This is a genomic window from Kluyvera sp. 1366 (assembly GCF_054823405.1).
The window spans coordinates 88,042-103,699 of record NZ_JBTRDW010000003.1; the positions used below are offsets into that span (position 1 = coordinate 88,042).

General features: G+C 55.4%; 12 protein-coding genes and 1 riboswitch. Of the genes, 9 read left to right on the forward strand and 3 right to left on the reverse strand.

The window, feature by feature from the left end; all coding sequences use genetic code 11:
* Positions 1-61: 61 nt before the first annotated feature.
* The 3 genes from ACVLVH_RS07230 to ACVLVH_RS07240 all read left to right on the forward strand — a co-directional run bounded on the left by ACVLVH_RS07230 (position 62) and on the right by ACVLVH_RS07240 (position 3,635).
* Positions 62-1,345, forward strand: a complete 1,284-nt coding sequence (locus tag ACVLVH_RS07230) for an MFS transporter (RefSeq protein WP_101763341.1) — start codon at positions 62-64, stop codon at positions 1,343-1,345.
* Between the two features lie 44 nt (positions 1,346-1,389).
* Entirely contained in the window at positions 1,390-2,850 is a 1,461-nt protein-coding gene (locus ACVLVH_RS07235; RefSeq protein WP_498949110.1) for a mannitol dehydrogenase family protein, read from the forward strand.
* A 98-nt stretch (positions 2,851-2,948) separates the two neighbouring features.
* Positions 2,949-3,635, forward strand: a complete 687-nt coding sequence (locus ACVLVH_RS07240; protein ID WP_498949112.1) for a GntR family transcriptional regulator — start codon at positions 2,949-2,951, stop codon at positions 3,633-3,635.
* A gap of 156 nt (positions 3,636-3,791) precedes the next feature.
* Here ACVLVH_RS07240 and fbaB read toward each other — a convergent pair whose 3' ends face one another.
* From fbaB to thiM, 3 genes are all read right to left on the reverse strand, one after another.
* Positions 3,792-4,844: a class I fructose-bisphosphate aldolase gene (gene fbaB, locus ACVLVH_RS07245; RefSeq protein ID WP_101763338.1), complete on the reverse strand. Its 1,053-nt coding sequence runs from the start codon at positions 4,842-4,844 to the stop codon at positions 3,792-3,794.
* Between the two features lie 147 nt (positions 4,845-4,991).
* Complete coding sequence (gene thiD, locus ACVLVH_RS07250; protein WP_192411518.1) at positions 4,992-5,792, reverse strand: bifunctional hydroxymethylpyrimidine kinase/phosphomethylpyrimidine kinase; 801 nt, start codon at positions 5,790-5,792, stop codon at positions 4,992-4,994.
* On the reverse strand, positions 5,789-6,574 hold the full coding sequence (gene thiM, locus ACVLVH_RS07255; protein ID WP_192411517.1) for a hydroxyethylthiazole kinase: 786 nt from the start codon (positions 6,572-6,574) through the stop codon (positions 5,789-5,791). The genes thiD and thiM overlap by 4 nt, the downstream gene beginning before the upstream one ends.
* A gap of 33 nt (positions 6,575-6,607) precedes the next feature.
* A riboswitch (TPP riboswitch) is annotated at positions 6,608-6,703 on the reverse strand.
* Positions 6,704-6,969: 266 nt separating this feature from the next.
* Here thiM and chiP point away from each other — a divergent pair.
* The 6 genes from chiP to ACVLVH_RS07285 all read left to right on the forward strand — a co-directional run bounded on the left by chiP (position 6,970) and on the right by ACVLVH_RS07285 (position 15,602).
* Complete coding sequence (gene chiP / locus ACVLVH_RS07260; protein ID WP_192233354.1) at positions 6,970-8,367, forward strand: chitoporin ChiP; 1,398 nt, start codon at positions 6,970-6,972, stop codon at positions 8,365-8,367.
* Between the two features lie 51 nt (positions 8,368-8,418).
* A complete protein-coding gene (locus tag ACVLVH_RS07265) occupies positions 8,419-11,082 on the forward strand; it encodes a beta-N-acetylhexosaminidase (protein WP_192411516.1) in 2,664 nt (887 codons plus the stop codon).
* Between the two features lie 53 nt (positions 11,083-11,135).
* On the forward strand, positions 11,136-12,260 hold the full coding sequence (locus ACVLVH_RS07270) for a sugar efflux transporter (protein WP_192411515.1): 1,125 nt from the start codon (positions 11,136-11,138) through the stop codon (positions 12,258-12,260).
* A 56-nt stretch (positions 12,261-12,316) separates the two neighbouring features.
* On the forward strand, positions 12,317-13,348 hold the full coding sequence (galE, locus tag ACVLVH_RS07275) for a UDP-glucose 4-epimerase GalE (protein WP_192411514.1): 1,032 nt from the start codon (positions 12,317-12,319) through the stop codon (positions 13,346-13,348).
* The gene (locus ACVLVH_RS07280) at positions 13,348-15,213 is read left to right on the forward strand and encodes a GNAT family N-acetyltransferase (protein ID WP_498949113.1); all 1,866 of its coding nucleotides are present in this window, start codon (positions 13,348-13,350) and stop codon (positions 15,211-15,213) included. The genes galE and ACVLVH_RS07280 overlap by 1 nt, the downstream gene beginning before the upstream one ends.
* Before the next feature lie 185 nt (positions 15,214-15,398).
* Complete coding sequence (locus tag ACVLVH_RS07285; protein WP_101763330.1) at positions 15,399-15,602, forward strand: hypothetical protein; 204 nt, start codon at positions 15,399-15,401, stop codon at positions 15,600-15,602.
* The last annotated feature ends 56 nt before the right edge of the window (positions 15,603-15,658 follow it).

The following is a 15,658-nucleotide window of genomic DNA, read 5'->3' on the forward strand; positions in this document are numbered from 1 at the left end:
CCATGCCGGTCCCTTACCCGCCGGCATTATTACTATAAAAAATGACGATGACGGAGTTTCTATGTTTAAGAACCTGCGCTGGACCCTCGTACTGCTGTTGTTCCTGGTGTTTATGATCAACTACCTTGATCGTATCGCCCTCTCTCTGACGGTACCGCTGGTGGAAAAAGACCTGATGATCAACGCCGAGCAGTTCGGCATGATTTTCGGCAGCTTCTTCTTCGGTTATGCCCTGTTTAACTTCATCGGCGGGCTGGCGACCGATAAATTTGGCCCGACCATCGTGCTCGGCACCGCCGTTGGCATGTGGTCGCTGTTCTGCGGCCTGACCGCGATGGCGACTGGCTTCTGGTCGATGATGATTCTGCGCGTGCTGTTTGGCATGGCGGAAGGCCCCATCTCTGCCTCAGCGAACAAAGCCATTAACGGCTGGTTCCCGAAAAAACAGGCCGCCACCGCAATGGGCTTACTCAGCTCGGGTTCACCGCTGGGTGGCGCGGTTGCCGGTCCGATTGTTGGCTATCTGGCGCTGTCGTTCGGCTGGCGTCCGGCATTTGTAGTGATCGCCGCGATTGGCTTCGTCTGGCTGGCGCTGTGGTTCTTCTTCGCGTCAGATAATCCGGCGAAAAGTAAGCGCGTCTCGGCAGAAGAGCGTGCCTTAGTAGAAAAACTGAAAGCCGAAGAACCGGCCGACGTGATCGACTCAAGCGGCGCCGCGCATGGTTTAGGCTTTTATCTGCGCCAGCCGATCATTCTGGTCACCGCCTTTGCCTTCTTCTGCTACAACTACATTCTGTTCTTCTTCCTGAGCTGGTTCCCGGCGTATCTGGTGCAGGCGCACGGCCTTGATATCAAAGCGATGAGCATCACCACCATGATCCCGTGGATTGTTGGCTTCGTGGGCCTGGCGCTGGGTGGCTGGATCTCCGATAAGATTTTCAACATCACCGGCAAGCTGCTGCTTTCACGAAAAATTGTGCTGGTGGTTTCACTGACCGCCGCGGCGATTTGCGTGGCGCTGGCAGGTACGATAAAAGAGGTCAACTCGGCGGTGATCATGATGTCGATCTCGATCTTCTTCCTCTACATCACCGGCGCAATTTACTGGGCGATTGTGCAGGACGTGGTGCACAAAAGCCGCGTCGGCAGCATCAGTGGCTTTATCCATCTGATTGGTAGCTTGTCCGGCGTGATCGGCCCGGTGGTGACTGGCTTCATCGTGCAGCACTCCGGTAAGTTTGACAGCGCCTTTATCCTCGCGGGTGCGGTAGCCGGCGTCGGTGCGCTGCTGGTGCTGCTGGTAATTCGTGAACCAAAAGCCACCAATAAACCGGTTTCAGTATAATTCTCATGGGGCGCTGAGCGCCCCATTTGCTAAAAGGAATGACTATGTTAGAGCTTGAACGCCTCCCCGCTGATGTCCAACGCCCCGCTTACGATCGTAGCCAACTCAAGACCCGCATGGTGCACATCGGCTTTGGCGCCTTCCACCGCGCGCATCAGGCGCTGGCGACCGATAAGCTGGCCGCTCAGGGCAGCGACTGGGGCTATTGCGAAGTGAATCTTAACAGCGGCACGCTGATTCAGGCGCTGCGTCAGCAGGATCTGCTCTACACGCTAACCGAAATGGCGGATGAGAGTTTACACACGCGGGTGATTGGCGTGGTGACGCAAGCGCTGCATGGCAAAGGCGACGGCATTGAGGCGGTGATCGAGGCGATGAGCCAGCCGGACGTGGCGATTGTCTCGATGACCGTAACTGAGAAAGGTTATTGCTACATGCCGTCGAGCGGCAAGCTCAATCCCGATCATCCCGATATTGTGCACGACCTCGCTCATCCTGGTGAGCCACGTTCGCTGCCCGGCTTGATTCTGGCGGCCATTATCCGCCGCCGCGAACGCAATTTGCCGCCGTTTAGCGTGATGTCCTGCGACAATATGCCGGAAAACGGCCATGTCACGCGCAACGTGATCACCCAGTTGGCCGCGCGCCACAACCCTGCGCTGGCGGAGTATATCCAGGCGCACATCACCTTCCCTTCGACCATGGTTGATCGCATCGTCCCGGCCATGACCGATGCAGCGTTCGACACGCTGGCGGAACGTTTGGGCAGCCGCGATCCGGTGGCGGTTGAAGCCGAACCGTTTTTCCAGTGGGTTATCGAAGACAACTTCGTTAACGGACGTCCGGCGTGGGAAAACGCGGGGGCGGAGCTGGTCAGCGATGTGCTGCCGTTCGAAGAGATGAAGCTGCGGATGCTCAACGGCAGCCACTCGTTCCTCGCGTATCTCGGTTTTCTCGCCGGTTATGAACACATCAGCGATTGCATGGCCGATGCCAGCTATCGTGCGGCGGCGCGCGCGTTGATGTTGCAGGATCAGGCGCCGACGCTGCGCACGCAAGGCGTCGATCTCGAAGCCTACGCTGATTCCCTGATTGCGCGTTACGAGAATCGCGCCATCAAACATCGTACCTATCAAATCGCCACCGATGGCACGCAAAAACTGCCGCAGCGCCTGCTGGATAGCGCGCGCTGGCATCTGCGCAATGGCACCTCGTGCGATTTCGTGTTGCTGGGCGTGGCGGGCTGGATGCGCTACGTCAGCGGCGTGGATGAGCAAGGTCAGGCCATTGAGCTTCGCGATCCGCTGAAAGATCAGCTGGCGGACATTGTGGCCCACAGTGAGGACGGTGCGCCACGTGTTAAGGCGTTGCTCAGCCTCAACGCCGTGTTCGGTGACGATCTGCAGCAGCAGCCCGCCTTTGTCTCACGCGTGACTGAACTCTATCAGCAATTGGTTAAACAGGGCGCGCGCGCCACCGTTCAAAGCCTCGTCACACAAGGCTAAGCGCCTGCACAAATGTGTAGCGCAGACGCAGCGTGCTGATTAGACTGAACCTTTCTTAACGGGCTGGCAGATGCCAGCCGTAATACGGATATTGCTGCATGTCGACTGCCTATATCATAACCACCAGCGAACCGGTAAATCAGCAGATCTATCGTTATCTGCGCAAAGATATTGTGACCTGCGTTATTCATCCGGGCTCGCTGCTGTCGGAGAAGGAAGTGTCGGCGCATTTTAACGTGTCACGTCAGCCGGTACGTGAAGCCTTTATCAAGCTGGCGGAAGCCGGACTGGTGCAGGTGCTACCGCAGCGCGGCACCTTCGTGCGCAAAATCTCCGCTCAGCGCGTGGCCGACGGTCGCTTTATCCGTGAAGCGGTAGAGATCGCCGTGGTTCGCCGCGCAGCGCAGGAGATGGGTGCGACCGGATTGATGGCGCTGGAGCATAACCTGCAGCTGCAGCGTCTCGCCGCTGAACGTCATGACAGCCAGGCTTTCCTGGGGCTGGACGATGAGTTTCACCGCTTGATTGCTGAAGGGATTAATTGCCTGCTGGCGTGGGAAACGGTGGAGAACATCAAAGCTACCATGGACCGCGTGCGCTTTCTGACCCTGAGCGAAGTGTCACCGCCGGAGCGTTTGATTCAGCAGCATGAAGATATCTATAACGCGTTGAAAGCGCATGATGTTGACGCAGCTGAAAGCGCAATGCGGCGTCATCTGCAGGAGATGATTTTGACTATTACGCCGATTGCCGAGCGTAATAGTGAGTGGTTTGAGGCGCCTTGATTTAGTGCTCGCTGTCCCCCTCCTCGGTCCTCCCCCATTAATGGGGGAGGAAGATGCTGCAAAATGTAAGTGTTGAAGCCGCATATGGCAGCATCTCCTTCCCCCGCTCGCGGGGGAAGGCCGGGATGGGGGACAGCGAGCACAGCCCCCACTCAATCAAGCAATCGTCACATCCTTCGACAAATACACATCCTGCACCGCATTAATCAACTGCACGCCCTCTTTCAACGTCTTCTTAAACGCCTTGCGCCCCAGAATCAGCCCCATGCCGCCGGCACGCTTATTGATCACCGCCGTACGCACTGACTCCGCGATATCCGTTTCGCCCGCAGAAGCGCCGCCGGAGTTGATCAAACCTGCGCGTCCCATATAGCAGTTCGCCAGCTGGTAACGCACCAAATCTATCGGGTTTTCCGAAGTCAACTTGCTATAGACGCGCTCATCGGTGTGACCAAACTTCACCGCGTTATAGCCGCCGTTATTCTCCGCCATCTTCTGCTTGACGATATCCGCACCGATGGTCGCCGCCAGATGGTTGGCCTGGCCAGTTAAATCGGCGCTGGCGTGATAATCGACGCCCTCTTTCTTGAACGCATCATTACGCAGATAGGCCCACAGCACCGTCACCATGCCCAGCTCGTGCGCACGTTCAAAGGCCGCCGAGATCTCTTCAATCTGGCGACGTGATTGTTCAGAACCAAAGTAGATGGTGGCGCCAACCGCCACCGCGCCCAGATTGAAGGCCTGTTCCACGCTGGCGTACAACGTCTGATCGTATTGCGTCGGATAGCTCAGCGTTTCGTTGTGGTTCAGCTTCACCATAAACGGAATGCGGTGCGCGTAGCGGCGAGAAACCGAAGCCAGCACGCCGTAGGTAGAGGCGACGCAGTTACAGCCGGCTTCAATCGCCAGCTCAACAATGTTTTTTGGATCAAAATAAGCTGGATTGGCCGCAAAGGATGCGCCCGCCGAGTGCTCAACGCCCTGATCGACCGGCAGAATCGACAAATAGCCGGTGCCGGCTAAACGTCCGGTGTTGTACAGCGTTTGCATGTTGCGCAGTACGGCAGGAGAACGATTGTTGTCGATCATCACGCGATCAACGTAATCCGCGCCGGGTAAATAGAGGCTATCCGCTGGAATGGTCATGCAGCGATGTTGAAGAAGGCTATCCGCCTCTTTGCCCAATAACTGTACGATGTCCGTCATGTTCGCTCCTGATAAATGGCTGGATTGGAACCGGCCGTTGCCGATTCGCCCCCAACAGCCTGGACCGGAAAGCGCCAGGCTGGCAAATTGCTGACTCCATTTTTCAGACGGATGCGCAGTGAAAAAGCGGCAATCTGGCGTTACGCCCTACCACCATTGATGGAAATGGTGCACCGGCCCAATGCCTTTGCCGACCTCCAGCGAATCGGCATGCAGCAGCGCCTGTTGCAGCCACGCCTTGGCTTCAGCGACCGTTACCGCCCAGCTATCATGGCGCGGACGCAACGCCGCCAGCGCGGCTGAAAGCGAGCATCCGGTGCCGTGCGTGTGGCGCGTATTGACGCGCGGCGCGGTAAAGCGCTGACGTCCGTCGCGGGTAATCAGCCAGTCCGGGCTTTCGGCATCGCTAAGGTGTCCGCCCTTCATCAGCACCGCTTCGCAGCCAAGATCGAGCAGCGCATCGCCCTGCTGCAACATGGTTTTCTCATCCTGCGCCATCGCGCGTCCCAGCAGCGCGGCGGCTTCCGGCAGGTTTGGTGTGATCAGCGATACCTGCGGCAGCAGCAATTCGCGCACGCTCGCCACCGCATCCGGCGACAGCAGCGCATCGCCACTTTTGGCAATCATCACCGTATCCAGCACCACAAACGGCAGGCTGGCCCGTTTCAGCCGCTCGGCGACCACCTCGACAATAGCGGTTTCGGACAGCATGCCTATCTTCGCAGCATCAATGCGCACATCATTCAGCACCGAATCGAGCTGTGCGCCAACAAAATCAGGTTCGATGCGATACACCGACTGCACGCCGCAGGTGTTCTGCGCCACCAGCGCGGTGATGACGCTGGTGCCATACGCGCCCAGCGCGGAGAAAGCTTTGAGGTCGGCCTGAATACCTGCGCCGCCGCTCGGATCGGTGCCAGCAATGGTCAATGCATTGATGCGTTTCATGCCTCGACCTCCAGCGTCCACAGCGTATCGAGGAAAGCAGCGGCAAAGCCGCCTGGCCCGGCGACCTGGCGCGCTGTCTGCTCACCCGCCAGCGACATCACGCGGCAGGCCGCAGCGACATGCTGCAGGCGATCGCCCGGCAAGCTGGTGCAGGCGGCAACCACCGCCGTCAACGCGCAGCCGGTGCCAACCACGCGCGTCATCAGCGGGCTGCCGCCGGGGATGGCGAATGTCTGCACGCCGTCAGTGACATAATCCACTTCACCGGTCACCGCCACAACGGTGTGGTAATCGCGCGCCAGCTGCTGGGCAGCGCTTAACGCGACATCGGCCTGATGCAGACTGTCGACACCGCGTCCGCCGCTAGCCTGTTGCGCCAAGGCGAGAATTTCTGAAGCGTTACCGCGAATCGCCGCCGGTTGCAGGCTCAGTAACTGTTGACAGAATGCGGTGCGCAGCGTTAGTGCGCCGACCGCCACCGGATCCAGCGTCCACGGCGTGCCTGCGGTTTGCGCCGCTTGCACCGCCGCCCACATCGCATCACGACGGTCGCGCGTCAGCGTACCTACGTTTATCAACAACGCATCGGCAAAACCGGCAAACTGCGCCGCTTCTTCAGGATCGATCACCATCGCGGGCGAAGCTTGCAGTGCCAGCAGCACGTTGGCAGTAAAGGTTTGCACCACGTCATTGGTCATGCAGTGCACCAGCGGCGCTTGCTGACGCAGCAATTGCAGAGAGTGCGCGAGTTGCGCGGGGGAAAGAAGGTCAGGCTGTTTCATAAGGCTCCCAACCGGCGATCAAGAAGGCGAATGCGGTCAGGCATCTGACTTCCCTACGCTGGCATTATCCAGATCAGGTCGGCGGGTGTATCTCAGCCCTGTATTAAAGGGGCACCCCGAGTCAAAACTACGTTGGCGAGCATAGGGAACAAGTTGGGGTAAAGCAAGTAAACGCCGCTTTCCTGGAATCTGGCTCACAAAGCAACAAATTACACATTCATGTAACTTATTGATAAAACGCCTTAAAACGACGCTTTTTTGCGTGCTGCGTCATACTTTGTAATAAATTCCATTGATAATTCGCGTCGCGAAAAATAGCATCGCCGGCAACTTGTTTCATGACGAAACAATACGGATTTGTTAATTATTCATGGAAGCATCACGGAGGATTTGCTATGCGTCGGATTCCACGCGCGCCGCTCTCTGCGGCCATTGTCTCTGCCCTGTTTGCCGGCACTTTTGTGCCGGTTCCCTCCGCCCACGCCGTGGGTTTTGTCGAAGACGCCACTCTCTCTGGCAATCTGTTTTACTGGCAACGCCAGCGCGATCGCAAAGAGATGGATCCGCAAAAAGGCTCGTACGGTCAGTATGATGCCAATCTGCATCACGCCTCTGCGAATGCCAATCTCGACTTCTCATCCGGTTACGCCGGTGAGGTGATCGGCCTCGATCTGGCAGCGTTTGGCGCGCTGGAGTTAAGCAACGGCGGCCCGGCGGCACCGAATGAAATTGGTTTCAGCAATGCCCGTACGCGCTGGGATGAGGACTGGAGCGGAGATAAGAGCGGCTTAAGTCTCTATAAAGCCGCCATCAAGGCAAAATGGCAGGATAACTGGCTGCGCGCAGGCTATCTGCAGCCCACCGGGCAGACGCTGCTGGCACCGCACTGGAGCTTCCTGCCCGGCACCTATCGCGGCGTTGAGGCCGGCACCACCTTTGATTTTAGCGACGCCGGCGCCCTTTCCGTCTCCTGGATGTGGACTGACGAATACAAAGCGCCGTGGTATCGCGACATGTACAACTTCCGTAAAGCCGATGGCGTGACGGAGATTCCGTGGCTGCAATCCTTTGGTGCCAAATACGATTTTAAAAACGCGCTGGTGCTGGAAGGCGCCTACGGCCAGGCGGCAAATTACATGGATCAGTATTTTGCCAAAGCCTCTTATCAGCTGCCGCTGGCCGATGCACCGCTGCGCACCAGTTATCAATTTTATGGCGCGAAGGATCGTGACAACAGCGGCGTTGGCCAGGTGAACGATGTTTACGATGGCCTCGCGTGGCTGCAGGCGCTGACGTTCGGCTACACGCTCGGCGCGTTCGATTTCCGCCTCGAAGGCACATGGGTAAAAGCCGAGGGTAATCAGGGCTTCTTCCTGCAACGTATGACGCCGTCTTACGCCAGCTCGAATGGCCGCATGGACGTGTGGTGGGATTCTCGCTCAGACTGGAACGCCAACGGTGAGAAAGCGCTCTTCGCCGGTGTGATGGTGGATCTGGGACACTGGCAATTACCTGGCTGGCAAGTCGGTACATCGTACGCCTACGGTTGGGACGCGAAGCCTTCCACCAATCCCCTCTACGACCAAAATCAGCGCCTGAAAGAATCAGCGTGGAGCCTCGACCTGGTTTACACCATCCAGCAAGGCCGCGCCAAAGACACCCAATTCAAACTGCACTACACCCGCTACGACAATCACAGCGATCTTCCCAGCTATAGCGGCGGCTACGGCAACATCTTCCAGGACGAGAAAGACATCAAATTTATGGTCGTCGCGCCATTCACCCTGTTTTGACCCCGATCTGGCAGGAGCCAGAGACTTACCTCCGTGGAGAAGGATAACAACATGAAAAAGTTAAAAATCAGTTTACTGGCGCTGAGCGTGATGAGCCTTGCCGCCTGCAGTTCATCCCCGCGCAGTAATCAGCAGGTCGTCGATCAAATCAGTCATTTCGGCGTGCAGTATCAGGTCACTGACAACCAGGCGGCCGATCACGGCGTGAACTGCGCGAAACTCGGTGCCGATTGGGCATCCTGCAACACCGCTACCATCACGCTGACCAACAACGGTCCGGCGCTCACCAGTAAAAACTGGGCAATCTACATGAGCAACGTGCACGAAACGCTGCGGGTGGATAACGATCAGTTCAAAATGACCCATATCGTCGGCGATTTAACCCGTCTGGAACCGACGGAGAAATTCAAAGGTATCGCGGCGGGTGAGTCGATTGAGATCCCTATCGTCAATGAATACTGGCAGCTGTTTATCACCGACGTGATGCCGCGCTGGTATGTCACCGCCGCCAATGCCACGCCAAAAATTATCACCAGCACCGATACCGAAAACCTCAGCGACTTTGTTAAGCCGTTTGGCGGCCAATGGAAGCGCATTGCCGACGATAAAAACGTGCTAATGCTGCCGCAAAGTCGTTTCACAAAGAATGCCGATGTGGTGCAACTGCCTGCCAGCGCGCTGCGCGGACAAATCACCCCAACGCCGCGTTCGGTAAAAGTTCATGCGGCGGATGTCGATCTGAGCCGTGGCGTTGCCTTGCATCTTGAGGTATTGGCGGACAACCAGGCCGATGCGGTTAAACAGCGTTTCGATTTGATGGGGCTCAAACCGCAGTCAGCGGGTTATGACATTCATACCCGTATCGCCGTCAATCATTTCCACGGCGCAGAGGCGGTTTCCGGTGCTTATCAACTGCGCATCACACCGCGCGGCACCGATATCATTGGTTACGATCAAGCTGGCGTTTACTACGGCTTAATGTCGTTACTGTCGCTGGTGCCGGCTGAAGGTAAACCGATTATCGCCACGCTTGAAGCGAAAGACGCACCGCGCTTTGCCTATCGCGGTGCCTTCCTCGATGTGGCGCGTAATTTCCACAGCAAGCAAGCGGTGCTGCGCATGCTCGATCAAATGGCGGCATGGAAGATGAATAAATTCCACTTCCACCTGACCGATGACGAAGCCTGGCGTATCGAAATCCCCGGTCTGCCAGAGTTGACCGACGTAGGCAGTAAGCGTTGTCACGATCTGACTGAGCAGCAATGTCTTCTGCCGCAATTGGGCTCCGGTCCGTTCACGGATAACAACGGAACCGGACATTTCAGCCGCGCCGATTATATCGAGATCGTCAAATATGCGCAGGCGCGCAACATCGAAGTGATCCCGGAAATCGATATGCCCGCGCATGCACGCGCGGCGGTGATCTCTATGGAGGCGCGATATCAGCAACTGATGAAAGCGGGTAAACCGCAGCAGGCCAGTGAATATCGATTGGTGGATCCTACGGATACCTCGAATACCCGTTCCGTGCAGCTGTACGACCGCACCAGCTATCTCAATCCTTGCCTCGACTCCTCGAAGCGATTTGTCGATAAAGTGATGGGTGAAGTGCAGGCGATGCACCGCGAAGCCGGCCAACCGTTGACCACCTGGCACTTTGGCGGTGATGAAGCGAAAAACATTCGCCTCGGTAGCGGCTACAGCGATGTTAAGAACCCGAAAGCGGGAACGGGCATTTTAGACCAAAGCAAAGAGGACAAACCCTGGGCAAAATCTCAGGTCTGCCAGGCGGTGGTGAAATCCGGCAAGGTGGAAGATCTGGAGCACTTGCCAAGTCACTTCGCGCTGGAAGTGAGCAAGATGGTGAAAGCGCACGGCATTCCGGTGATGCAGGCCTGGCAGGATGGATTGAAAGATGCCACTGACGCGCACGCCTTCGCCACTTCGCGCGTACGCGTTAACTTCTGGGACACGCTCTATTGGGGCGGCTTTGACACCGCCAACGACTGGACGCTGAAAGATTATGAAGTGGTGATATCCAATCCGGATTACGTCTACATGGACTTCCCGTATGAGGTGAATCCTAACGAGCGCGGCTATTACTGGGGCACACGCTTCAGCGATGAGCGCAAGATGTTTGGCTTCGCGCCGGACAACCTGCCGCAGAACGCTGAAACCTCGGTGGATCGCGACGGGAAGACCTTTGATGCCACCTCGAATAAGCCGTGGTCAGGCGCATACGGCATTTCAGTACAGCTGTGGAGTGAAACCACGCGTACCGATCAGCAGATGGATTACATGGTATTCCCGCGCCTGCTGTCGGTGGCCGAACGCGGTTGGCATCGCGCGGAGTGGGAGCTGAATTATCAGCAAGGCCGCACCTTTAAAGGCGGTGAAACCCACTTCGTTAACCAGCAGCAGCGCAATCAGGACTGGCAGCGTTTCGCCAATCTGTTAGGCCAGCGTGAGTTGGGCAAGATGGATAAAGCCGGTATTCACTACCGTTTACCGGTGCCGGGAGCGCGCGTCGAGAATGGCATACTGACCATGAACATTGCGCTGCCGGGTCTGCCGCTGGAGTACAGCCTGGATAAGGGTAAGCGCTGGCAGCGTTATCAACCACATGCTAAACCGGCAATTACTGCTAGCGATAAAGTCTGGGTGCGTAGCGTGAGTCCGGATGGCAAACGCTTCAGCCGCGCTGAAGCACTTTAAAAACTTTCTGCCCCTCGCTGGAGTGCCTGGGGCGAACACTGACAAGGATGTCGATGAAACACTCAACCTTCTCTTTTTATGTTGTTGCGCTGGGTGCCGGTTTAAGCGGCGCCCTGTTCATTCCGACGCTCAGCTTATTTCTAGCCAGTGAACTTAACGTGGCAGCCTGGAAAATCGGCGCCTTCTTCAGCGTTAATGCGCTCAGCAGTATTGCGATGAGCTTACTGATTGCCCGTTATTCAGATCGTGTCACGCAGCGTCGCCCGCTACTGCTCTTGTGCTTATTCGCACAGGCGCTCAATGCGCTGCTGTTTATCTTCTGCCGCGATTATCTGCTGTTAATTTCGCTCGGTTCGCTGCTCAATGCTTGCGGCAGTGCGGCGATACCGCAACTGTTCGCGCTGGCACGGCAAACCCGCAGTGACAATGCTTTCAGCGCCATTTTACGCGCGCAATTTTCGCTGGCGTGGGTATTCGGCCCACCGCTGGCATTCTGGATTGTTCAGTTGGCCGGCTTCACCTGGCTGTATGCCGTCATGTTCGTGCTGTTACTGAGCGTGACGCTGCTGGCTGTCACCTTGCCGCCTGGCGAGCGGCTGGCAAGCGCTACTCCTGCAAAGCAACCGGACCGGCAGCCGCTGGGGCAAAACCTTTGCTTCCTGATGTTTGCCACCTTGCTGGTATGGAGCTGCAGCGCACTCTATCTGATTGCGTTTCCTTTGCATCTGGCAGAGCAGCCAACCTTGTCTGCCGACTGGAGTGGCGTGCTTTTTGGCCTCGCCGCGGCGCTGGAAATACCGATCATGCTGCTCAGCGCCAGCATGCTCAAACGCTGGGGTAAGAAAACGCAAATGCAGGCAGCCATGCTGTGCGGCATGATGTTTTATGTGGGAATTTACTTCAGTCAAAGTTTTATCCCACTGATGTTACTGCAAATTTTCAATGCCATTTTCATCGCTATCATCGCTACCGTTGGCATGTTCTGGTTTCAGGATTTACTGCAACATCGTCAGGGAATGGCGGCCACGCTGTATACCAATTCGATGTCCATCGGCGTGCTGCTGGCTGGCGTTTTACAGGGAATTATCACCACCGTCTCACCGCTGGCCATCTGGCCGGCAGCCTGTGTGCTGTTGGTGATGTCATTACTACTGATAACAAAGGTCGACAATGTTTAAACACCCTCATTCGTCGCGCACCGCTGCGCGCAACAAAACACATGGAGTGTACGTAAATGAATGTCTTAATTACTGGCGGTGCGGGCTATATTGGCTCACACATTGCCCTTAGCCTGCTGCAGAAAAACCATCGTGTGATCGTGCTGGATAATTTGTGTAATAGCTCACCGCTGGCCTTAACGCGTGTCGAAGCGTTAAGCGGAAAGAAAATGACGTTTCATCAGGGCGATATTCGCCGCCGCGCCGATCTAAATCTGGTATTTAGCCATCAGCCGATTGATGCGGTTATTCATATGGCTGGGCTGAAATCGGTAAATGAATCGCTGCAGAAACCGCTGAAGTATTATCAAAACAATATTGCCGGAACGCTAATGCTGCTGGAAACCATGAAGCAGCATCAGGTGAAAAAACTTATTTTCAGCTCATCCGCCACGGTTTATGGCATTCCGGTAAAGATTCCGCTGTGTGAGAACTGTGATACCGGCAATACCACCAACCCTTATGGCGCCTCCAAATATATGGTGGAGAAGATCATGGGTGAAGTGGTTGATGCACAACCTGAGTTAGCCATTACCGCACTGCGCTATTTCAATCCTGCCGGCGCACATCCCTCCGGCCAGCTTGGTGAGCATCCTGAAGGGATTCCCAACAATTTGCTGCCCTATCTGTTTCAGGTTGCCAATGGACTAAGAAGCCATCTGCCGGTATTTGGTGATGACTATGCAACGCCCGACGGCACCGGCGTGCGCGACTACATCCACGTGATGGATTTAGCCGAAGGTCATATTCAGGCGCTAAATCATCTCAAACCGGGCTATCGCCATTACAACCTGGGTACCGGACAAGGCTACTCGGTGCTGGAAATCGTGCAGATGTTTGAACAGGTGAGCGGCCGAAGCGTGCCGCTCGATATGCGCCCGCGTCGTCCCGGCGATGTCGCCATCTGCTTATCCGATCCCGGTCAGGCGAAAAAAGAACTGGGCTGGCAAGCAACTCGCGGCCTCGAAGACATGCTGCGCGACGCATGGCGCTGGCATACGCAGAATCCGCAAGGCTATGTTGCTCAACCAGCCGGGAGCGAAATCTGATGATGACGCGCGAAACGTTTTTACCTCATTACGAACGCCAACTCGCCGCGCTTAAAAAGCGCTTTACCTATCCCGCGACAGCAGACTGGCAACAAGCGTTACGGCAGTTTAAACAGTGGCAAGTGGAACATCAGCCGCACGAGGTGTGCGTTGCGGAACTCTCTTCGATGTTCGCGGTGCCCACCAGCCGACTGACAGGTAATGAATGCACGCTCCATCGCGTCTGGCTCGGCGGACCATCACCACTCAACGTCAACCGCACCATTGCCCAATGGCAACGCGCGATAGAAGCCAGTCGCAGTGATTTCCGGCAAACGCTATGGGTGTGGAATGCACAGCATCTGGCGGCAGAGGATCGCTTCGTCGCTCAGCAGGGAAATAGCCCCTTTCATGCTGGCACGCTGTTTCTGCCTGATGCGCTGGTGCAGGTCAACAGCCTGAGCGCACTGATGCAGTCATTTGATGGCGCCCTGATCGATGTGCTGCAGCAACTGCATGATAAGCGCTATTACGCTACGCTCTCTGACTTCTTCCGCCTGGCGATTCTCAATCGGTGCGGCGGCGTTTATATGGATGCCGATACACTTCCCGCTCAGCCTGCGACGCTGTTTCTCTGTCATCCTGAACTGCCTGATTTTACGGCAGAACAGCAGCAAATAAATTGGCTGAATCTCTTCACCGATGAAACCGGCATGATCATCAGTCATCAAAACAATCCGGTGTTGCAGAATTTACAACGGCAGCTCAGTGCGGTGTATCGCGGCTGGCCTCAGCCAATTCCAGCAAAAACGCCGGAAAGCGAACGCGCCATCTTCGAACCTTTTTACCAGTTATGGTGCGAGCAATTGCAGGTCACGCAGCTCAGCCATCAGGATTTCAGCCGGTTTGCCGTATGGGGTTTTGATGTTCAGCAGCATCGCGTGAGCGGGATTAAAGGCATGCGCCTGACTGAGGATATTCTCAGCGGTGAACGTCGCCCGCTGAGTGGTGAAGAGCAGCAGCATTATCAGCATACGATTACTCAGCTAGCACAACGCGACTGGCAATTAAGCGATCCTCTGCAGTTAGGTGAACTGGTACCTTTGCTTTCTGAATGCGATATCCTGCAAATTGCTTATGCGCCGCAGCTGCGTGCTGAAATTCCCTATTATCACTATTACGGCGTGCTCTCTCAGGATCCGCAACTGGATAAAGTGAATGCATTATTCAGCGATTTTTTAATTGCGCTTACCGCAAAGAATATTAAAGCAGGTGATTTCTGGCAGCCGATTGATGGTCAGAAAGTGTCGCCACTGATCTTCAAACCGGGAAGTATTACAGACAAGCAAGAACAGCTCGCGATGGCGAAATTAATTTTCACCACCAGCTATCTGGAATACTGCTCGGTCGATAATATTTATGCCACTGATATAACCACCCTACAGCAGCGGCAAAATATCCAGCCTTTCCTGCAACAGATTGCCGTGATTTATAATCCGCAGGGAAAAATGGTGGGTTTCGTTAACGCTGCGCCGATTCAGGATTACGATCATATCAAGGTGGCATATGGCTATCGTCAGGAAGTATTTCCGCTCGATGTGGCTTACGACAGTTTCGTGAATCAGCACCGCCAGCCGGACGATTTCTTCATTTGCAGTGTGGCGCTGCTGCCAGAGGAACAGGGAAAAGGCTATTTCAATCAAATTTTGTCAAAGCTTAAGGATCAAGCCAAACAGCAAAAAATGCGCCGCATCACCTTATGCGTCTGGCAATCGAACCCGGCAGCTATGATCTATCGCAAGAAAGGTTTTAAGGTGGTGAGCAGTATGAAACAGGAGGTTGCACGGTTTAGTGATGAAATCGTGTTTATGGCGCTAACGCTGTAATCCTTCCGCGATCAAATAATCCGGTGCGAATCTATTTTTATTCGCACCGGAAGCAACAGAAGCGCGGTGAAATAAGCAAAGTTTTAATCACCTTGATACTTATCAAATTTATTACGCCAGAAAACGGGCCTAATTGCGCTCCGGATTTGAAGATAAACACCGCCCACTCCATTCCGGTAGCGATAATGAAATTAAAATTCTTCAGCTTTATTCCGCATGCACACAAATGGCACAACATCCGTATTTCCCGCAAAGGCGCTATTTCTCCCACCGGGCGAGCCTACTTCTCTACTCATGTTGAAGCACAATGTAAAGGCTGTGGCGAACGGCTGCATAAAATCTATTACCGCGATATTAGCGATGCGCAAGCCATACGCTGGTTAGGCTAATCATTGTTTTTTCAAATAAAAAAAAGCCCCGCAACATGCGTTGCAGGGCTATTGCG